Source organism: Pseudomonas sp. D(2018), assembly GCF_005502555.1.
GTDB classification, from domain to species: domain Bacteria; phylum Pseudomonadota; class Gammaproteobacteria; order Pseudomonadales; family Pseudomonadaceae; genus Metapseudomonas; species Metapseudomonas resinovorans.
Window position 1 is genome coordinate 247,418 of sequence record NZ_SCOK01000001.1, and the last position, 17,966, is coordinate 265,383.

At 66.1% G+C, this 17,966-nt stretch carries 19 protein-coding genes, 3 pseudogenes and 1 riboswitch; of the genes and pseudogenes, 3 read left to right on the plus strand and 19 right to left on the minus strand.

What is annotated here, in order from left to right; genetic code table 11:
- Nucleotides 1–7: 7 nt before the first annotated feature.
- From FFS60_RS01005 to FFS60_RS01015, 3 genes are all read right to left on the minus strand, one after another.
- On the minus strand, nucleotides 8–562 hold the full coding sequence (locus FFS60_RS01005; RefSeq protein WP_137820844.1) for a glutathione peroxidase: 555 nt from the start codon (nucleotides 560–562) through the stop codon (nucleotides 8–10).
- Between the two features lie 170 nt (nucleotides 563–732).
- Nucleotides 733–1,938, minus strand: a complete 1,206-nt coding sequence (locus FFS60_RS01010) for an MFS transporter (protein ID WP_028628988.1) — start codon at nucleotides 1,936–1,938, stop codon at nucleotides 733–735.
- Between the two features lie 44 nt (nucleotides 1,939–1,982).
- Nucleotides 1,983–2,396, minus strand: a complete 414-nt coding sequence (locus FFS60_RS01015; RefSeq protein ID WP_028628987.1) for a MarR family winged helix-turn-helix transcriptional regulator — start codon at nucleotides 2,394–2,396, stop codon at nucleotides 1,983–1,985.
- A 173-nt stretch (nucleotides 2,397–2,569) separates the two neighbouring features.
- Here FFS60_RS01015 and FFS60_RS28935 point away from each other — a divergent pair.
- From FFS60_RS28935 to FFS60_RS01025, 3 genes and pseudogenes are all read left to right on the plus strand, one after another.
- Nucleotides 2,570–2,656, plus strand: a pseudogene (locus FFS60_RS28935) (acyl-CoA dehydrogenase N-terminal domain-containing protein); the annotation flags it as partial.
- 45 nt (nucleotides 2,657–2,701) lie between these two features.
- Nucleotides 2,702–3,215, plus strand: a pseudogene (locus FFS60_RS01020) (acyl-CoA dehydrogenase C-terminal domain-containing protein); the annotation flags it as partial.
- 95 nt (nucleotides 3,216–3,310) lie between these two features.
- Entirely contained in the window at nucleotides 3,311–3,712 is a 402-nt protein-coding gene (locus tag FFS60_RS01025; RefSeq protein ID WP_028628984.1) for an endonuclease domain-containing protein, read from the plus strand.
- Here the strand turns inward: FFS60_RS01025 and FFS60_RS01030 are convergent.
- The 16 genes and pseudogenes from FFS60_RS01030 to FFS60_RS01100 form a co-directional block, all read right to left on the minus strand.
- A complete protein-coding gene (locus FFS60_RS01030) occupies nucleotides 3,709–4,440 on the minus strand; it encodes an adenosylcobinamide-GDP ribazoletransferase (protein WP_137820845.1) in 732 nt (243 codons plus the stop codon). The genes FFS60_RS01025 and FFS60_RS01030 overlap by 4 nt on opposite strands.
- Nucleotides 4,437–5,003 (minus strand): alpha-ribazole phosphatase family protein, encoded by a 567-nt coding sequence (gene cobC / locus FFS60_RS01035; RefSeq protein ID WP_137820846.1) that lies wholly within the window; start codon nucleotides 5,001–5,003, stop codon nucleotides 4,437–4,439. Before cobC ends, FFS60_RS01030 begins: the two co-directional genes overlap by 4 nt.
- A complete protein-coding gene (gene cobT / locus FFS60_RS01040) occupies nucleotides 5,000–6,055 on the minus strand; it encodes a nicotinate-nucleotide--dimethylbenzimidazole phosphoribosyltransferase (RefSeq protein ID WP_137820847.1) in 1,056 nt (351 codons plus the stop codon). Before cobT ends, cobC begins: the two co-directional genes overlap by 4 nt.
- A complete protein-coding gene (gene cobU / locus FFS60_RS28590) occupies nucleotides 6,052–6,573 on the minus strand; it encodes a bifunctional adenosylcobinamide kinase/adenosylcobinamide-phosphate guanylyltransferase (RefSeq protein WP_162144821.1) in 522 nt (173 codons plus the stop codon). The genes cobT and cobU overlap by 4 nt, the downstream gene beginning before the upstream one ends.
- Nucleotides 6,574–6,636: 63 nt before the next feature.
- Nucleotides 6,637–8,082, minus strand: a pseudogene (locus tag FFS60_RS01045) (cobyric acid synthase); the annotation flags it as partial.
- Nucleotides 8,079–9,071 carry a threonine-phosphate decarboxylase CobD gene (gene cobD / locus FFS60_RS01050; RefSeq protein ID WP_137820849.1) on the minus strand — a complete coding sequence of 331 codons (993 nt, stop codon included), beginning with the start codon at nucleotides 9,069–9,071 and terminating at the stop codon, nucleotides 8,079–8,081. The gene cobD and the pseudogene FFS60_RS01045, both read right to left, overlap by 4 nt.
- Nucleotides 9,064–9,972, minus strand: coding sequence for an adenosylcobinamide-phosphate synthase CbiB (gene cbiB / locus FFS60_RS01055; protein WP_137820850.1), 909 nt, complete (start codon nucleotides 9,970–9,972; stop codon nucleotides 9,064–9,066). Before cbiB ends, cobD begins: the two co-directional genes overlap by 8 nt.
- Entirely contained in the window at nucleotides 9,969–10,619 is a 651-nt protein-coding gene (gene bluB / locus FFS60_RS01060; protein WP_028628978.1) for a 5,6-dimethylbenzimidazole synthase, read from the minus strand. The genes cbiB and bluB overlap by 4 nt, the downstream gene beginning before the upstream one ends.
- Nucleotides 10,616–11,944, minus strand: a complete 1,329-nt coding sequence (locus FFS60_RS01065; protein WP_137820851.1) for a cobyrinate a,c-diamide synthase — start codon at nucleotides 11,942–11,944, stop codon at nucleotides 10,616–10,618. The genes bluB and FFS60_RS01065 overlap by 4 nt, the downstream gene beginning before the upstream one ends.
- Nucleotides 11,945–12,007: 63 nt before the next feature.
- A complete protein-coding gene (gene cobO / locus FFS60_RS01070) occupies nucleotides 12,008–12,619 on the minus strand; it encodes a cob(I)yrinic acid a,c-diamide adenosyltransferase (protein WP_137820852.1) in 612 nt (203 codons plus the stop codon).
- Between the two features lie 11 nt (nucleotides 12,620–12,630).
- On the minus strand, nucleotides 12,631–14,502 hold the full coding sequence (btuB, locus tag FFS60_RS01075; protein WP_371926337.1) for a TonB-dependent vitamin B12 receptor: 1,872 nt from the start codon (nucleotides 14,500–14,502) through the stop codon (nucleotides 12,631–12,633).
- 65 nt (nucleotides 14,503–14,567) lie between these two features.
- Nucleotides 14,568–14,779, minus strand: a riboswitch (cobalamin riboswitch).
- Nucleotides 14,780–14,825: 46 nt separating this feature from the next.
- Nucleotides 14,826–15,146, minus strand: a complete 321-nt coding sequence (locus FFS60_RS01080) for a hypothetical protein (RefSeq protein ID WP_137820853.1) — start codon at nucleotides 15,144–15,146, stop codon at nucleotides 14,826–14,828.
- Nucleotides 15,147–15,151: 5 nt separating this feature from the next.
- Nucleotides 15,152–15,802, minus strand: a complete 651-nt coding sequence (locus FFS60_RS01085; RefSeq protein ID WP_137820854.1) for an O-methyltransferase — start codon at nucleotides 15,800–15,802, stop codon at nucleotides 15,152–15,154.
- A 7-nt stretch (nucleotides 15,803–15,809) separates the two neighbouring features.
- Nucleotides 15,810–16,337, minus strand: coding sequence for a C40 family peptidase (locus FFS60_RS01090; protein WP_028628970.1), 528 nt, complete (start codon nucleotides 16,335–16,337; stop codon nucleotides 15,810–15,812).
- Between the two features lie 143 nt (nucleotides 16,338–16,480).
- Nucleotides 16,481–17,107, minus strand: a complete 627-nt coding sequence (locus FFS60_RS01095; RefSeq protein WP_137820855.1) for a C40 family peptidase — start codon at nucleotides 17,105–17,107, stop codon at nucleotides 16,481–16,483.
- Nucleotides 17,108–17,176: 69 nt separating this feature from the next.
- Nucleotides 17,177–17,941, minus strand: a complete 765-nt coding sequence (locus tag FFS60_RS01100; protein ID WP_137820856.1) for an NAD-dependent deacylase — start codon at nucleotides 17,939–17,941, stop codon at nucleotides 17,177–17,179.
- Between the last annotated feature and the right edge of the window lie 25 nt (nucleotides 17,942–17,966).

A 17,966-nucleotide genomic window follows, 5' to 3' on the forward strand; every position in this document is an offset into this window, starting at 1 on the left:
CTGTCATTCAGGGTTGACTGGCCAGCGCCTGCTCCACGGCCTTCAGCAAATCCGGGTCATCCGGCTTGGTAAGGCTGGAAAAATGGGCGATTACCTTGCCTTGGCGGTCCACCACGTACTTGTAGAAATTCCAGCGCGGCGTCTGCCCGGACTGGGCGATCAATTCCTTGTAGAGCGGCGTCGCCTCGTCACCGGTCACGTGCTGTGGCTGGGTCATGGCGAACGTCACACCGTAGTTCACGTAGCAGACCTTGGCAGTTTCCTCAGTGCTGGCGGCTTCCTGCTTGAAGTCGTCCGAGGGTACGCCCAACACCTCCAGCCCCCGATCCTTGTAGCGCTTGTAGAGCGCCTCCAGCCCCTTGAACTGCGGGGTGAATCCGCAATGGCTGGCGGTGTTGACGATCACCAGGGGCTTGCCAGCGAAACGCTGGCAAAGGTCGAGGGTGTTCTTGGAGCGCAGTTGCGGCAATTCATGCTGCAGCAGCGAGGGACACTCGGCGGCCATGGCCTGGCCGCCGAACAAGGCGAGCAGTAGCAAAGACAGGGCGGGCAAAGCTTTCATGGCGGACTCCGGCACGATCGGGCGATCTGTCTACGCTACTGCCAAGCGACCCGCCTAGCAATTGAATCCCAACTGCATCAGCGCCAGTCCACCCTGCTGCCAGCCCCACCATACAAGGGCCAGCAGCAGCCCCAGCACCAGTGCTCCCAACGCCCAGCCCAGACGCTGGCTCATACGGCCCCGACGGGCTGCAGGCGCGCCACCGGTTGCTCCCGCACCGGCCAGTTCAGCACGGCGGCGAGCAGACTGAGGAAGATGGAAATCTGCCATACCAGTTCGTAACTGCCCGTGTGGTCATAAAGGTAGCCCCCCAGCCAGCCGCCGAGGAAGGCGCCCAACTGGTGGAACAGGAAAACGATACCACCGAGCATGGACAGATTGCGCACGCCGAACAGGGTTGCGACGGTGCCGTTGGTCAGGGGCACGGTGGACAACCACAGCAGCCCCATGGCCATACCAAAGGCATAGGCACTCCAGATGGTCAGCGGCGAATAGACAAAGGCGACGATGACCACGCCGCGCAGCAGATAAAGCGCGGTCAACAGCCTGGGCTTGGCATGGCGGCCGCCCAGCCAGCCGGCGATGTAGGTGCCGAATACGTTGAACAACCCCACCAGCGCCAGCACCGTGGTGCCCACCGCAGCCGGCAGGTGCTGATCCACCAGGTAGGCCGGCAGATGCACGCCGATGAACACCACCTGGAAGCCACAGACGAAGAAGCCCAGCGCCAGCAGCCAGAAGCCTGAGTGACCCGCCGCCTCACGCAGGGCATCGCCAAGGCTTTGTTCATGAGCCTGGGGCGGCGGCGGATTGTCCTTGAGCAACCCCACCAGCGGCACGATCAGCGCAACCAGCAGACCCAGCGCCAGCAGTGCGGACGACCAGCCGAGCCAGCCGATCAGCCCGAGGGTACCGGGAAGCATGGCGAACTGGCCGAAAGAGCCGGCGGCTGCGGCGATCCCCATGGCCATGCTGCGTTTTTCCACCGGCACGGCGCGACCCACCACGCCAAGAATCACCGAGAATGAGGTGCCCGACAGGCCAATGCCGATCAGCAGGCCGGCGCTGAAGGACAGCGACAATGCCGAATCGGAAAACCCCATCAGCACCAGGCCAATGGCATACAGGACGCCACCGACGACCACGGTCTTTGCCGCGCCGAAGCGGTCGGCCAGAGCGCCGGTGAAGGGTTGCGCCAGACCCCAGATGAGGTTCTGCAGGGCAATCGCGAACGCGAAGACTTCCCTGCCCCAACCGAACTCGCTGCTCATGGGCGCCAGGAACAGGCCGAATCCATGGCGAATGCCTAACGACAAGGCCAGGATCAACGACGCCCCCAGGAGGACCCAGCCACTCGTACGCCATACCGATGTCATAGAAAATTCCTTTACGGGTAGATACCCGTTTTCCAGCGAAAATATCAGGCGATATGTTCCAGATCGTCCAGCAGCGCCATCAGTGCTGCCCGCTTCTCCGGCCCCATGCGTTGCCCCATGTCCTGTTGCACACGCTCCCAGGCCTGCAAAGCCTGGTCGAGGCTGTTGCGGCCAGCCGGCGTCAGCGATACCAGCCGATTGCGCTGGTCCTCGCCGCCCTCCAGCAACACCAGCCCCTTGGCCTCCAGCACCTTGAGGTTGCGCCCCAAGGTGCTGCGGTCCAGCCCCATGGCTTCGGCCAGGCTGGTGATACTCGGCTGGTCGAGCCGCGCCAGGTTCTTCAACAGCGAGTACTGGGCGACATTCACCCCGACGCCGGCAAGGGCATCGTCGTAGAGCCGGGTCACGTTACGTGTGGCGCGGCGCAGCTTGGTACAGAGACATTGAGTCGGCAACATGGGTTGCATGTATATACCCGCATCTCCCTGAGCGTCAATCGAATCCTGCCGATGGCAGGTGGCCGGGAACGGACCCGATTGTCCCAACTGCCAGAACACCTCGTTGCCGCTGCCAAGGCCGGCGTCCTGCCCGCCCCATATAAACCGGGCCATCAACGCACGCCGAGGTCACCATGCCCAGCTACAAAGCACCGCTGCGCGACATGCGCTTTCTGCTCAACGAAGTCTTCGATTTCCCCGCCCATTACCGCGCGCTGGCCAATGGCAGCGACGCGACTCCGGACATGGTCGAAGCCATCCTCGGCGAATGCGCCCGGCTCTACGAAGAGGTGTTTGGCGGCCATGGCTACATCCGCGAGCACGGCATGGAGCAGATCGTCCGCGACGCCCGCATCGCCACCCCTTTACGAAGGCACTACTGGCAATCCAGGCACTCGACCTGCTCGGCCGCAAGGTGCTGCTGATGACCCAAGGCAAGGCCGTGCGTGACATCACCGGCCAGATCGCTCGCTTGGCCGTCGACCTGCTGAGAAACGCGCCCGCAAGGAGCGCGACGTGGTGAGCACCGCCAGTCACGACTTCCTGATGTATTCCGGCTACGCCGCCCTCGCCTACGCCTGGGCCCTGCAGAAACGCGCGGCCCGCCAACGACTGCGTGACGGCGGCGTGGTATCCACCGAGTTCTACCGCGCCAAGCTGGCCACCAGCGACTTCTACTTCGCCCGCCCGCTACCCCGTGCCAAGGGGCATGCAGCCGCCATGCTGAAGCCGACCGCGTCGGTGATGGGGCTGGCGAGCGAGCATTTTGTGTTTGAGTAGATCGGGGGAATCGGGGGAATCGGGGGCGGATATCGGAAGTTTCCTGCCGGCTAACCCCGGACAATCGAGTCTTTATTCACTGAGCAAGGATGCTTATGGAAAGGCTCGAATTTGCCAGGAGACTCAGGGTGGAGCAGACGGATGCGGAGCGTCTGCTATGGCAGCATCTGCGCAATCGCTTGCTATCCGGCTTGAAGTTTCGTCGGCAACAACCGCTGGGGCCCTACTTCGCAGACTTCTACTGCCATGAACACAAACTCGTCGTCGAACTCGACGGCGGCCAGCACCTGGAGAATCCCGTCGACTCTAGACGCGATGCCTGGCTCGTAACGAACGGATATCGCGTGCTGCGCTTCTGGAACCACGACGTATTGCAACAGACGAACGCCGTGCTTGAAGCAATCTGGCTGACGACGCAGGAGCCGGAGCTCTCTATCAAACCGCCCTCACCCCTAGCCCCTCTCCCTCCGGGAGAGGGGCTAGGGGTGAGGGCCTAACCGACAAGCGCCACACCCACCAGCACCCCCACCTCCACCAACTCCACCAGCGCCCCCGCCGTATCCCCTGTCGTGCCGCCCAGCCGCCGCAGGAAGCGTCCGCGCAACCAGCCGAACACCACCAGCGCTGCGGCCAGGGCAACCCAGGCCGACCAGCCCAGCACCAGCATTGCCACACCCTGCGCAGCCAGCCACAGGCGCAGTTCCCGGCGTGGCAGGTGTTCGGCCAACGCTTGGCCCAGGCCACCCGGGCGCACGTACGGAGTGGTCAGGAACAACAAGGGCAGCATTCCGCGCGCCAGCCAGGGGGCCAGCACGAGGGGCAGCCATTGCCCTGCCTGCAGCACAGCCGCGAGCGCCGCGAACTTGAGCAACAGCACCACCACCAGCACGACCACCGCGATGGGGCCGCTGCGTGGGTCCTTCATGATCGTCAGGGTGCGTTCGCGGTCGCCGTAGCCGCCCACCCAGGCATCCGCCGTGTCGGCCAGGCCGTCCAGGTGCAGACCGCCCGACAGCCCCACCCAGAGCGCGAGCAGCAGCGCCGCGGACAACAGCATCGGCTGCCCATCCAGCAGCCAGGCTGCGGCCAGCAGCAGTCCCCCGATCAGCAGGCCGACCAGCGGGTACCACAATAGCGAGCGCCCGATTTCTCGCGGCTCGGGCATACCCGGCAGGCGGACAGGCAGACGGGTGAGGAACTGCAGGGCGATCAGCAGGGGCGTCATGGGCGTTCCCGCAGGCCGATTTCGTCGACGGCCAGGCGGAACAGTTCGCCGTGGGCGACCTCCACCTGCATCAGTTGGGCACGCGGCAGTTGCCGGGCGCGCGCCACCAGGAGGCGGATCACCCCGCCGTGGGTAACCAGCAGCACCCGCTGACCGGCAAAACGCTCATGCAGGCGTTCGCCTGCGGCCATGACCCGCGCTTCGAAGTCCTGCAATGTCTCGCCGTCCGGCGGGGTAAAGCTGTAGGGGTCGTTCCAGAACAGGCCCAGGCCTTCGCCGTGCTCTTCCATCAGCTCAGCGGCGCTGCGGCCTTCCCACTGGCCGAAGTGCAGTTCGCGCAGATCGGCATCGAAGTGCAGCGGCAGGCCAAGACGCTGCTCCAGCTCGCGAGCAAAGGCCGCGCAGCGTTGCAGGGGCGAACTCACCAGCACATCCCACGGGCCCGCCTCTGCGACCCCGGAGCGCATCTGCGCCCAGCCGGTATCGGTCAGGGCGTCGTCCAGGCTGCCGCGAAAGCCGCCGCCGCGCTCGGTTTCGCCATGACGCAGAAGGTCGAGCTTCATGCAGGTCGGTCCGATACCGAAGCCTCGGCGAACGTGGCCATTCCGTCATGCAGCTCGCACGCCAGGCGCAGCAACGGCAGGGCGATCGCCGCGCCGCTGCCTTCGCCCAAGCGCAGCCCCAGGTCCAGCAGCGGCTGGGCTTCCAGCGCATCGAGTACGGCCATGTGGCCGGGCTCGGCGGAGCGGTGGGAGAACAACAGCCACTCGCGGCACGCGGGGTTCAGGCGTACGGCACAGAGCGCAGCGACGCTGCAGATGAAGCCATCCACCAGGACCGGCAGGCCCTGCTGGGCGCACGCGAGATAGGCGCCAGTCAGCGCCGCCACTTCGAAGCCGCCAAGTCGACGCAGGGTTTCCTGCGGGCTGTCGCAGTGATCGCGGTGCAGGGCCAGGGCGTGCTCGATCACCTGGATCTTGTGCGCCACACCCTTGCCATCCAGCCCGGTACCAGGCCCAGCCAGCGAGGAGGCCGGCAGGTCCAACAGGGCACACGCCAAGGCACTGGCAGTGGTCGTATTGCCGATGCCCATTTCGCCGCCGACGTACAGGTCGGCACCCGCTTCCAGGGCGCGCTCCACGCTGGCATGGCCGGCCTGCAGGGCGATCAGGCACTGGGCCGCGGTCATCGCCGGCTCTCGGGCGAAGTTCGCGGTGCCCGCTCCCACCTGCAAATGCAGCACGCCTGGCAGCGGCTGCAATGGCACGGCGGTGCCCAGATCCACCAGCTCCAGGGTGGCGCCCAGGCTCTTCGCCAGCACGCTGATGGCGGCCCCGCCGCGGACGAAGTTGCGCAGCATCTCGCCGGTCACCGCCTGCGGGTAGGCGGATACGCCCTCCTCCACCACGCCATGGTCGCCGGCGAACACCGCGAACCAGGGGCGGTCGATGCACGGCCGCTCACGGCCCTGCTGGGCGGCAAGGGTGATGGCCAGGTCTTCCAGTTGGCCGAGCGCGCCACGCGGTTTGGTCAATTGGTCCTGGCGGGCCTGGGCCTTGGCGCGGGCTACCGGGTCGAGCGGCTGGCAGGGTTTCAACCACCAATCGAGTGTCATAGGGGCTCTCCCTTCAGAATCATGGGCAGGCCAGCGACGGTGAAGATCACCCGTTCGCTGCGTTCGGCCAGGGCCTGGTGCAGCCAGCCGGCTTCGTCGACATAGCGACGGGTCAGCTCGCCCAGGGGCACGACGCCCAGCCCGGTTTCATTGCTCACCAGCAGCACGCGGCCCGGCAGCTCGGCGATGCAACCGAGCAGCGCTTCGCGCTCAGCATCGAGCCGCGCCGGGTCGTCCAGCATCAGCAGGTTGGTCAGCCAGAGGGTCAGGCAATCCACCAGCAGGCAGGTATCGGCGGCGGCGCTCTCGCGCAATACGCGGGCCAGTTCCAGCGGCTCTTCCACCAGGCCCCAGTGCTCTGGACGGCGGGCGCGGTGATGGGCGACCCGCGCGCTCATCTCACCGTCCAGCGGCTGGCTGGTGGCGACGTAGATGACCTTGAGGCCACTTTCAGCGGCGAGCTTCTCTGCCATCCGGCTCTTGCCGGAGCGGGCACCGCCGAGGATGAGTTCAGGCATCGGTAAACCTCGTAATTCGTGGGGCGTTCTGCCGTGGTTCGAGTGCATGCCCGTAGGGGACAGCCCGCACAGTAACTGCAGCCTCCGCGTATCCAGATGCTGTTCCACCTGGTCGGCAAGGCGCTCGATATCGCGTTCTCGCAGGGCGTGGTAGTCGACGCTTTGCACGGCGGAGAGACCCGCCCAGCGCAGGATGGCGGCGCACGCCTCGGAGGATTCGAACAGGCCGTGCAGGTAGGTGCCCATGACTTGGCCGTCGGAACTGCGAGCGCCATCGGTGTGGCCGTCGTCCAGCGTGACCATGGGGTTTTCCAGGCCAATGCCGGTAGTGACACCGGCATGGATTTCGTAGCCGCTCACCGCCGCGTCTTCCAGGCGCAGGTGGCCGGCGACATTGCGCAGCTGCTTCTCGGGCTCCAGCACGGTGTCGATGTCCAGCAGGCCGAGGCCGGCGCTCTCCCCGGCGGGACCTTCCAGGCCGTGGGGATCGGCAATGCGGCGGCCGAGCATCTGGTAGCCACCGCAAATGCCCAGCACCTTGCCGCCGTAGCGCAGATGACGCTGCAGCGCCTGGTCCCAACCGTGTTCACGCAGGCGCGCGAGGTCGGCGCGCACGCTCTTGGAGCCGGGCAGGATGATCAGGTCCGACGGCGGAATGGGTTGGCCCGGGCCGACAAAACTGAGTTGTACCTGCGGGTGCAGGCGCAGCGGGTCGAAGTCGGTGTGGTTGCTGATGCGCGGCAACACCGGCACCGCTACCCGCAGCAGTTCTCCGGCCTTGGCTGCCTGGCGCAGGTCAATGGCGTCCTCGGCCTCCAGGTGGAAGTCGGTGAGGTACGGCAGCACGCCGAGCACCGGCTTGCCGGTGCGTTGCTCCAGCCAGTCCAGGCCCGGCTTGAGCAGGCCGATATCGCCCCGGAAACGGTTGATGACGAAGCCCTTCACCCGCGCCTGTTCGCTGGGCGAGAGCAGCGCCAGGGTGCCCACCAGATGGGCGAAAACGCCGCCCCGGTCGATATCGGCGACCAGGATCACCGGGCAGTCCACCGCCTCGGCAAAGCCCATGTTGGCAATGTCGTTGGCGCGCAGGTTGATCTCTGCCGGGGAGCCAGCGCCCTCCACCAGCACCACCGGATACTGGCTGCCAAGGCGCTGGTGGGACTCCAGCACCGCGGCCATCGCGACCTTCTTGTAGTCGTGGTAGGCGGCGGCATTCATGCTGGTGACGGCGCGGCCATGGATGATCACCTGGGCGCCGATGTCGGTGTTGGGCTTGAGCAGCACCGGGTTCATGTCGGTGTGAGGTGCCAGGCCACATGCCTGAGCCTGCACGGCCTGGGCGCGGCCGATTTCGCCGCCATCGGCGGTCACCGCGCTGTTCAGGGCCATGTTCTGCGGTTTGAACGGCACCACCGCCACGCCCTGGCGCCTGAGCCAGCGGCAAATCGCCGTCACCAGGGTGCTCTTGCCGGCGTCGGAGGTGGTGCCCTGCACCATCAGGGTGGTCATGGACGCTCCTTGGAATAGTCGATCAGGGCCCGCCGCAGCCTTTCCCAACCCGCCTCGTCCGGCGGCAAACCGAAGCGCAGGCTGGCCGGCACGCTGAATAGCCGGGTGAGAATGCCGCGCGCGGCGAGAAATTCGTGCAAGGCCGTTGCGTCCTCGCGGACCAGGCGCTGGAACAGTGCCGTGCCACCGGATGGCGGCAATCCGCAGTCGTTCAGCAGGGCTACCAGGCGCTGACCGTCCCGCAGCAGGGATTGCCGCTGGCGAGCCTGCCCCGCTTTGTCTTGGAGCAACGCCTTGGCCAGGGCGCGGGCCGGGCCGCTCACCGTCCAGGGGCCGAGCCACTCGGCGAGCCGATCCAGCAGTTGAGGTTCGGCCAGGACAAAGCCCAGGCGGATGCCTGCCAGGCCGAAGAACTTGCCGAAGGAGCGCAGCACCAACAGCCCTGGCAAGGGGCAATGGCGCGCCAGGCTCAGCTCCGGAGTGCAGTCCATGAAGGCTTCGTCCACCAGCAACCAGCCACCGCGCTCTGCCAGACGCGCACGCCAGGCCAGCAGGGTGTGTGGCGCCAGTCGCTCTCCGGTGGGGTTGTTCGGGTTGACCACCAGCAGCACGTCGAATCGTTCCAGCTCGCGCTCGGCAGTGTCGGCGTCCAGCGCTTCCAGCTCATGCCCTTCGCGGCGCCAGGCGTGGGCGTGCTCGGCGTAGCAGGGTGAGATCACCCCGACCCGGCTGCGCTCGCGAAGTCGCGGCAAGGCCTGGATCGCCGCCTGGGAACCGGCAACGGGCAGCAGCGACTCGCAGCCGTAGTAGCGCCGGGCCGCGTGTTCCAGGCCGTCGTCCAGCTCGGGCAGGCGCGCCCAGGCTGCCGCGGGGATGGCCGGCAGTTCCCAGCCATAGGGGGCGATGCCGGTGGACAGGTCGAGCCAATCGGCCTCGGCTATGCCGCAGCGCTGCGCCGCCGCGCGCAGCCGCCCGCCATGTTCAAGCAAGGAGCCAGCCTCCGATGATCAGCGCCGCGAGCCAGAGCATCACCCCCTGGCGCACCAGGTCCATCGCACGACGGATGTCTTCGGCGCGAGCAGCCGGACCTTCGCCCAGTACCGGGCGGTCGTGCAGTTCGCCGTGGTAGACCGCCGGGCCACCGAGGGCCACGCCCAGGGCGCCCGCGCCGGCGGCCATCACCGGCCCGGCGTTGGGGCTGTCCCACTGCGGCGCTTGGCTGCGCCAGCAGCGCAGGGCCAGGCTGGTTTTGCCGAGCACCGCGTAGGTCAGGGCCACAAGCCGGGCCGGGATGTAGTTGAGGACGTCGTCGATGCGCGCAGCGGCCCAGCCAAAGCGCTCGAAGCGCTCGTTGCGGTAACCCCACATGGCGTCCAGCGTGTTGGAAAGGCGGTACAGCACCACTCCGGGCGCACCTGCCACGGCGAACCAGAACAGCGCAGCGAACACCGCGTCACTGCCGTTTTCCAGCACCGACTCGGTAGCGGCGCGGGCCACGGCCGCTTCGTCCAGCTCGCGTGTTTCGCGACTGACCATGTAGCCGACGCGCTTGCGTGCTTCCGGCAAGTCCCCCGCTTGCAGCGCGTTGGCCACCGGCTCTGCGTGCTCGTTGAGGCTGCGCAGGCCAATGGCGGCGTAGAGCGCAATAACGCCCACCAGCCAACCGATATAGGGCAGTTCCGAAAGCAGCCAGGCAGCGAAGGTCAGCGGCAGCACGGCGAGTACCCAGGCACTCACGCCATGACTGCGCCAGCCACGGCCCCCCGTGTTGAAGCGTTGCTCCAGGCGGTTGGCGAGCCTGCCGAAAGCCACCAGCGGGTGCCAGCCCTTGGGCTCACCAAACAGGGCATCCAGCGCCACGGCGCCGAGCGTGAGGAAACCCAGGCTCATGGGCGCTCCCCCCATTGGTTCTCGAACACCAGCTCGGCCAGCGGACGCGGCTGGGCCCAGCCTTCCAGCGCCAACATGGGCGCCGGGTAGAACTCGGTGACCGGCCCCAGGCAGAGCACCGCCATGGGCTTGCTGCCTGCGGGCATGCCGAGCAGGTCAGCCAGGGCAGCGGGATCGAACAGCGAAACCCAGCCCATTCCCAAGCCTTCTGCGCGGGCGGCCAGCCAGAGGTTTTGGATAGCGCAGGAGAGCGAGGCCAGGTCCATTTCCGGTAGGGTGCGGCGGCCGAATACATGGGCCTCACGTCCGTCCATCAAGGCGGCCACCAGCAGTTCGGCACAATCGCGGATGCCTTCTACCTTGAGTTTCATGAACTCGTCGGAGCGTTCACCCAGGGCTTCGGCGGTGCTTATCCGTTCGGCGTCCACCAGCGCGTGAATACCATCGCGCAGCCCTTGCAAGGTGATGCGGATAAACCGCCAGGGCTGCATCAGCCCGACACTGGGCGCATGGTGCGCCGCCTCCAGCAGCCGAGCCAGCACCTCGGGCGCAACCTCACCGCCGCTGAAGTGGCGCATGTCGCGGCGCTCGGCAATGGCGCGGTAGACCGCTGCCCGTTCGTCAGGGCTGAAGGCATGCTCGCTCATGGTCGGAACAGCTCCACGGCCGCCCGTGGATTGGACGGCAGGTAGAAGTGAATGTAGGAGGCGGTCAAACGGCCCCTGCGGAACACTGCCTCGGCCACCGGTTTGTCGTTCGGGCACAGGCCGCGCACCAGGGGTTCCTGCGGCGAATCCAGCAACGAATGGTGGAAGGTGTGGCCGCGCAGGCTGCCTTCCGGCAGTGGCGCTTCCTGAAGAGCCAGGGCCGCCAGGCGCTTCTGCAGGGTAGCGCGACCGGGCAGCAGACCGACCAGCTCAGCGGATTCGCCAGCCACGTCGGTCAGGGCTTCCAGCAGGTAGAGCATGCCGCCGCACTCGGCGAGGATCGGCCAGCCCGCTTCATGGTGGGCGCGGATGGCCTCCGCCATGGCGCGGTTGCCTTCCAGTTGGCGCAGGTGCAGCTCGGGGTAGCCGCCCGGCAGGTAGAGACTGTCCACCTCGGGCAGGCGCTCATCCGCCAGCGGCGAGAAGAACACCAGCTCGGCCCCCAGGCGCTGGAGCAAGTCCAGGTTGGCCTGATAGAGAAAGGCGAAGGAGGTATCCCGCGCCACGCCGATGCGCACACCAGCCAGACCGTCACCCAGCGCCTGCGGCTCGGGGGCGCTGAAGTTCACCGCCGGGGGCAGGGCCACTTCCGCGCTGGCAGCCAGGGCGTCGGCGGCGGCGTCGAGGCGCGCATCCAGGTCGGCCAGTTCCTCGGCCTGCACCAGGCCCAGGTGGCGGCTGGGCAACTCCACATCGGCGCTGCGCGGCAGGGAGCCGTACCAGCGGATCCAGTCCGGCAGGCTGTTGCGGATCAGGTCACTGTGGCGCTGGCTGCCAACCCGGTTGCCGAGCACGCCGGCAAAAGGCAGGCCGGGCTGGTAGGTGGCCAGCCCCACGGCCAGGGCACCGAAGGTCTGCGCCATGGCGGCGCCATTGATCACACCCAGCACCGGCACGCCAAAGTGACGCGCCAGATCGGCCGCCGAGGGCGAGCCGTCGAACAGCCCCATCACGCCCTCGATCAGGATCAGGTCGGCCTCCCCTGCGGCTTCCCAGAGCAAGCGGCGACTTTCCGCCTCGCCCACCATCCACAGGTCCAACTGATAGACCGGTGCGCCCGACGCGCGAGCGAGGATCATCGGGTCGAGGAAATCCGGCCCGCACTTGAACACCCGTACCCGCTTGCCTTGTCGGGTGTGCAGGCGTGCGAGCGCGGCGGTGATCGTGGTCTTGCCCTGGCCGGAAGCGGGAGCGGCGATCAGCAGGGCGGGACATTGTCTCCCCTCTCCCGCTGGGAGAGGAGTGAGGGATTTCGCGTCAGGCATGGGTGGCCCTCTCCCCGGCCCTCTCCCGGAGAGAGGGGGTAAATGCAGCGACGGTGCCCGACATCAGAACTCCACGCCCTTCTGGGCCTTAACGCCGGCCTTGAAGGCGTGCTTGACCAGGCTCATCTCAGTAACGGTGTCGGCGGCGTCGATCAGGCCCTGGGGCGCGCCCCGGCCGGTCGCGACCACGTGCTGGTGTTCAGGACGGGACTCAATGTCGCGCAGCACCTCGTCCAACTCCAGGTAGCCGTGCTTAAGGGCGATGTTCAGCTCGTCCAGCACTACCAGGCCGATCTGCGGGTCGTCCAGCAGGCTGCGGGCAACGGCCCAGGCGGCACGGGCCTTCTCGATGTCGCGCTGGCGGTCCTGGGTGTCCCAGGTGTAGCCCTCGCCCATCACGTGGTAGCTGACCTCTTCGGGGAAGCGGCGGAAGAAGTTCTCTTCACCGGTGGACATGCCGCCCTTGATGAACTGCACCACCCCCACCTTGAGGCCGTGCCCCAAGGCGCGGGCGACCATGCCAAAGGCCGAACTGCTCTTGCCCTTGCCGTTGCCGGTATGAACCAGCAGCAGGCCGTATTCGTCCTGGGCCTGGGCGATCTTCTCGTCGACCACGGCCTTCTTGCGTTGCATGCGGGCCTTGTGGCGGACATCGCGATCTGCGGATTCGGTCATGGGTGATCCCCTCAAAGCGCTTGATAGCGAACGCTGAAAAACACTGCCTGCCCCGGCTGGTTGTAGTCCAGAGCGGTTTCATAGTCGGCGTCCAGCAGGTTGGTCACTTTGGCCTGCAGGCGCCACTCCTCGGTCAGCCAGTACTCGCCGCGCAGGTCGACGGTAGCGTAGCCGGCCACGCGTTCGCGGTTGGCCAGGTCGTTGTAGCTGCGACCCTCGGCATGCAGCGTGGCGCCGATGCCGAAGCGGCCGAAGCGGCGGTCCAGGTCCAGATTGAACACCTCGCGCGCACGACGCGGCAGATCGTTGCCCGAATTGGCGCCGGACTCGCGATTCTGCGGATCGAGGAAGGTGGCGTTGGCGTTCCAGTCCCAGCCCAGCCACTGGCTACCGAGGACCAGCTCCAGGCCGTCGATGCGCGCCTTGCCGATGTTGTTGGGGCCGCCATAGAGGCCGAGGGTGGAGTCGTAGGCGATCAGGTCGTCCACATGGGTACGGTAGGCGTTGATCGACCAGCGGCCCCAGTCGTGTTGACCGGCAAGGCCAGCTTCGAAGCTTTCCGAGGTTTCCGCGTCCAGGTCGGGGTTGCCGTAGCCCGGGTAGTACAGCTCGTTGAAGCTGGGCGCCTTGAAGGCGGTGCCGTAGCTCAGGCTGAAGCGCACGGCGTCGGTCAGGGCGTAGCCCCAGGCGGCATTGCCGGTGTCGTGGGTGCCGAACTGCTCGTTGTCGTCGCGACGCAGACTGAGTTGCCAGTCCTGGCGGCCGTACTCACCCAGGTACTGGGCGAACCAGCCCTTGTTCAGGCGGGAATCTTTCTCGAAGGCCGTGGAGCTGCTGACCCGGTCACGCTGCCAGTCGTAGCCGAGGGTCAGTACATGCCCTTCGGCCAGGGTAAGGTCGTTGAGCCAGGAGGCGCTGTCCCGCTTGGAATCGAAGCGCGCATCGAACACGCCGTCGGTCCAACTGGTGGATTTGTCTTCGCTACGGCCGGCCTGCAGGGTCACATCCCAGATTTCGACCGGACTGAAGCGCGCACGACCACCCAACAGTTCCTGGCGGTTGTCGGCATTAGCGTTGTGGCCGCCCAGCGGGTGGAAGAAGCCGAACTGGTCGATGTCGTCGTAGTCGTTGTGCGCCTTGGCGCGCATCAGCGTGCCGTCCAGTTCCAGACCATTCTCGAACCGGTAACCGGCGCGCAGGCTGCCGGAAAGGTTGCGGTAGCCGTCGGCATCGGGCTCGTAGTAATCACTGCCCAGGCGCCGGGAATTGATGCCGTCGGTGTCCTGGCTGCTAACGCCGAGGCTGTACCAGGCTTTGCCATCGCCACCGGACACGCCAGCGCTGCCTTCATAACTGTCGTGAGTGCCGTAGCCTGCGGAGAACCAAGGCTTGGCCCCTTCCTTGCCACCTTTGCGGGTGAATATCTGGATCACGCCGCCAATGGCTTCGGAGCCATAAAGGCTGGAGCGCGGCCCACGGACGACCTCGATGCGTTCGATCAGCTCGACAGGCAGGTCCTGGAAGGCCGTCAGCCCGGCGCTCACCGAGCCGACCTTGACGCCATCGATCAGCACCAACACGTGATCGGACTCTGTGCCGCGCATGAACAGCGTGGTGTTCTTGCCCGGCCCACCGTTATTGCTGAGGGTGACGCCCGGCACCTTGCGCAGCAGGTCGGGGACGGACTGTGCCTGGCTGCGCTCGATCTCTTCGCGGTCGATCACGGTGGTGGCAGCAAGACTGGCGCGCACCGGCTGCTCGCTGCGGGTGGCGGTGACGACCTGCTCATCCAGCGTCAGGGGCGCTGCGGCCAGGAAAGGGGAAACGGACGTACCGCCGAGCAGCGCAAGCGCCGCCGGCCTGATGAAAGGCTTGCGAATCAAGGTTGGATCTCCGTCGTGCCACCCGCGCGACATCTGTAGGGGGTACTGCATGCGGAAGGCTCCGCGATGCCCAGGTTGCGACAGGCCGGTCTCCGGGCTTGCGAGTGGAGCTGAGCTCCTGTGCCGCGCCTTCCCATGCGTTAGCACAGTGGCCGATTGCGACTTCTACTCGCCTACCGTTGCGGGGGCAGCGCCGGATTCTTCATCGGAATGGACCGGCTTCCCTGTTTCACCCCGTAGTTCAGAACCACGGGGCACCTGAGGCAGCGGCGAAGGTTAGAGGGTGCGCGGGGTAGCGTCAAATGCTAGCGGACACGTGCCATTCAGTGCCTCGGATTGAAGCCGGCGGGTTTGCCCGCCAGCCAGTCGACGAAGGTGCGCAGGCGCTCGTCACCCAACAGGGCCTCCCGGCTGTTGTAGTTCAGGGCCAGCTCCTTTTCGCTGAACAGCTTGTGGATCTGGTTGTGGCAGGGCCTGCACACCCAGAGGGTGGCGGTGATGCGCTCGTTTTTCGCGTAGCGCTTCTGCACGTAGGGCTTGTCGTGCAGGGCCTTGGGAATCAGGTGATGACGGGTGAGCGCGGCAGGCCGGCCACACAACTCGCAGGCATCGGGCTGGGGCGGCAGGCGTATCGGTTCGGGCATACCCGTCAGCGCTTGCGGCAGAGCGTCAGGCCATCGCCCACGGGCAGCAGCGACAGGTCGATGCGCTCATCAGTCTTCAGGGTCAGATTCAGGGCCTGAATGGCGCGGGTGTCGGCGCTGTCCGGCTCGGCTTCCAGCACGCGACCGCTCCAGAGCACGTTATCGAAAAGGATCATCCCGCCCTGGCGCACCAGGCGCAGGGCCTCTTCCAGGTAGGCCGGATAGTTGGCCTTGTCGGCGTCGATGAAAATCAGGTCGAGGCTGTCATCTTCCAGGCTCGCCAGGGTATCCAGTGCCGGCGCCAGGCGCAGCTCGATGCGTTCGGCCAGCCCCGCCTCCTGCCAATAGCGACGGGCGATGGCGTTGTAGTCGCCGGGCAGGTCACAGCAGATCATCCGGCCGTCAGCCGGCAGTTCCGCCGCCATGCACAGGGCACTGTAACCGGTGAAGGTGCCCACTTCGAGAATGCGACGAGCGCCGGTGAGTTTGACCAGCAAGGCCATGAACTGGCCCTGCTCCGGGGCGATCTGCCAGCGCGCCATGGGCATGACGGCGGTTTCGGCGCGCAGCCGCTGCAACAGCGGCGTGTCCCGTAGCGAAACATCGAGGAGATAGCCGTAGAGGGCGTCGTCGAGGTTCAGCGTGCGGTTGGTCATGACAACCTCAGTGGGATTGGGCCAGGCGTGGATCGAAGATTACGCGCTTGGCGCTGAGATAGCTGCGTTGCCAATAGCTGTTCGACAGGCTGTCCAGACGCACCGTTCCGCCGGTGCGCGGCGCGTGGACGAAACGCCCCTCGCCTACATAGATACCGGCATGGCTGACCTGCCCGCCGCCATTGGTGGCGAAGAACACCAGGTCGCCGCTTTGCAGGGCATTGAGGCTGATGCTGGGTGTACGCATGGAGATCAGTTCGCGCGTCGAGCGCGGCAGGGCGATACCCGCGGCGTCACGGTAGACGTAGCCGATCAGGCCACTGCAGTCGAACCCGCTGTCAGGGGTGTTGCCGCCCCAGCGATAGGGCGTGCCCACCAGGCCCAGGGCACGGAACAACACGTCTTCGGCTACGGGCGAGAACGAGTGGGCAGGGCTGGTGACAGCGGGAGGGGAATAAGGCGGCGGTGACTTGCCCGCACAAGCGGTGAGCAGCGCAGCCAGGGTGATGATGGCGAGGCGGTTCAGTGCGAGCATGGCAAGTCAGTCCTGACTTGAGGAATGCACGCTAATTTGCTGATCTCACAATGATATTGCAAGCGAAAGCTGCACGACTGGGCAGAAAAAAGCCGAGGCGGCCACTTGGGGCCGCCTCGGCTTGTCGTCTCGCGCCGGCTGGATCAGCGATGCAGCAGGTGGCGAGTCGGGGTATTCATGGCCAGGACGCGCTTGGCTTCCATGTAGCTGGCCTTCCAGTAGCGGTCGTCGAGGCTGTCGACGCGCACACCACCGCTGCGGCTGCTGCTGGAGTGGATGAAGCGATCATCGCCGATATAGATGCCGGCGTGACTGACGCGGCCGCGGCCACGATTGTTGAAGAACACGATGTCGCCGGGCTTCAGCTCGCTACGAGCGATCACCGGAGCATCCAGGTTGATCATTTCGCGAGTGGAACGCGGCAGCTGGATACCAGCCTCTTCCTTGAACAGGTAACCGACGAAACCGCTGCAATCGAAGCCGGTCTTCATGGAACGGCCACCGAAGCGATACGGAGTACCCACCAGCTCGAAACCACGCTCCAGCAGGCCATCGGCCAGGGACGGCATCTGGTAGGGCTCATCGTCGGTGAGGTTGGCAAGATCCAGGGCGGTGGGCCCACGATCCGCCAGCAGCGAATCGGGTGCGCCGTCGGCTACGGGAGCCTGGGCCTGGGCCTGGGATTGCGGTTGCTGCTGCACATTGCCTGCGCAAGCGGCGAGAAACAGAGCGAAGGTGAGAGGCACGAGGGGTGCGAAGCGCTTCAGCATGGGCACGACCGTGTCGAATGGTTTCTGATGAAGGCGCGACTATGCCCGCTATCAAATCCATTTGCAAATTTAATCGCCCGAAATGTGACTCAGCAGTCCTTGCAAAACATCTAAGGCCTTTCCTCTGAGGTGAACATCGACGACGGGGCTGAGGTCGGTGAGCGCCGGATTGATTTCCACGGTGAAACCGCCTGCTTGGCGGGTGCGGATGACGGGCTCGATGATGTAAGGAAAGCTCGCCGTGGTTCCCACCGAGATCACCGCATCGAATCCCTTGCGTAGCTCGGCGTAGAGGCTGTCGATGGCCTGCTCTGGGAGCATTTCTTCGAACAGCACCACGGGTGGGCGGAGAATACCACCACATTCATGGCATTTGGGAGGCATTTCTCCTGCCAGATGTCGGGCAAGGTCAGAACTTTCCGCCCCGCAGGACTGGCAGTAGAGCGGCGACAAGTCGCCATGGATCTCGATCAGCCGCTCCGGCGGCGAGCCCGCCTGGCGGTGGTAGCCATCGATGTTCTGGGTCAGCACCCAACATTCGGGCTTGAGCCGCTGCAGCTGGGCGATTGCTTCATGACCGGCGTTCGGCCGGGCGCCCAGACAGGCGCGGCCGAGTTGGGCGAGGTACTTCCAGCAGAGCGTCGGGTTGCGCCGCAGCATCGGCCCGGAGAGTGCCTCTTCTATAGGCAACCCCTCCTCCGTCACGCCGTTGTAGAGCCCACCCAATCCGCGATAGGTGGGCAACCCCGAATCAGCCGACAGCCCGGCCCCGGTGATGACCAGGATTCGCTCGGCCGCCTTGATGGCTGATGCCACGCGCTGGATATCCGACATGCTCCCCTCCTCTGCCGGCCGGCGC

Coding starts and splice junctions, on each gene's coding strand:
- FFS60_RS01005 (WP_137820844.1), bottom strand. CDS start 562: ATGAAAGCTTTGCCCGCCCTGTCTTTGCTACTGCTCGCCTTGTTCGGC.
- FFS60_RS01010 (WP_028628988.1), bottom strand. CDS start 1,938: ATGACATCGGTATGGCGTACGAGTGGCTGGGTCCTCCTGGGGGCGTCG.
- FFS60_RS01015 (WP_028628987.1), bottom strand. CDS start 2,396: ATGTTGCCGACTCAATGTCTCTGTACCAAGCTGCGCCGCGCCACACGT.
- FFS60_RS01025 (WP_028628984.1), top strand. CDS start 3,311: ATGGAAAGGCTCGAATTTGCCAGGAGACTCAGGGTGGAGCAGACGGAT.
- FFS60_RS01030 (WP_137820845.1), bottom strand. CDS start 4,440: ATGACGCCCCTGCTGATCGCCCTGCAGTTCCTCACCCGTCTGCCTGTC.
- cobC (WP_137820846.1), bottom strand. CDS start 5,003: ATGAAGCTCGACCTTCTGCGTCATGGCGAAACCGAGCGCGGCGGCGGC.
- cobT (WP_137820847.1), bottom strand. CDS start 6,055: ATGACACTCGATTGGTGGTTGAAACCCTGCCAGCCGCTCGACCCGGTA.
- cobU (WP_162144821.1), bottom strand. CDS start 6,573: ATGCCTGAACTCATCCTCGGCGGTGCCCGCTCCGGCAAGAGCCGGATG.
- cbiB (WP_137820850.1), bottom strand. CDS start 9,972: ATGAGCCTGGGTTTCCTCACGCTCGGCGCCGTGGCGCTGGATGCCCTG.
- bluB (WP_028628978.1), bottom strand. CDS start 10,619: ATGAGCGAGCATGCCTTCAGCCCTGACGAACGGGCAGCGGTCTACCGC.
- FFS60_RS01065 (WP_137820851.1), bottom strand. CDS start 11,944: ATGCCTGACGCGAAATCCCTCACTCCTCTCCCAGCGGGAGAGGGGAGA.
- cobO (WP_137820852.1), bottom strand. CDS start 12,619: ATGACCGAATCCGCAGATCGCGATGTCCGCCACAAGGCCCGCATGCAA.
- FFS60_RS01080 (WP_137820853.1), bottom strand. CDS start 15,146: ATGCCCGAACCGATACGCCTGCCGCCCCAGCCCGATGCCTGCGAGTTG.
- FFS60_RS01085 (WP_137820854.1), bottom strand. CDS start 15,802: ATGACCAACCGCACGCTGAACCTCGACGACGCCCTCTACGGCTATCTC.
- FFS60_RS01090 (WP_028628970.1), bottom strand. CDS start 16,337: ATGCTCGCACTGAACCGCCTCGCCATCATCACCCTGGCTGCGCTGCTC.
- FFS60_RS01095 (WP_137820855.1), bottom strand. CDS start 17,107: ATGCTGAAGCGCTTCGCACCCCTCGTGCCTCTCACCTTCGCTCTGTTT.
- FFS60_RS01100 (WP_137820856.1), bottom strand. CDS start 17,941: ATGTCGGATATCCAGCGCGTGGCATCAGCCATCAAGGCGGCCGAGCGA.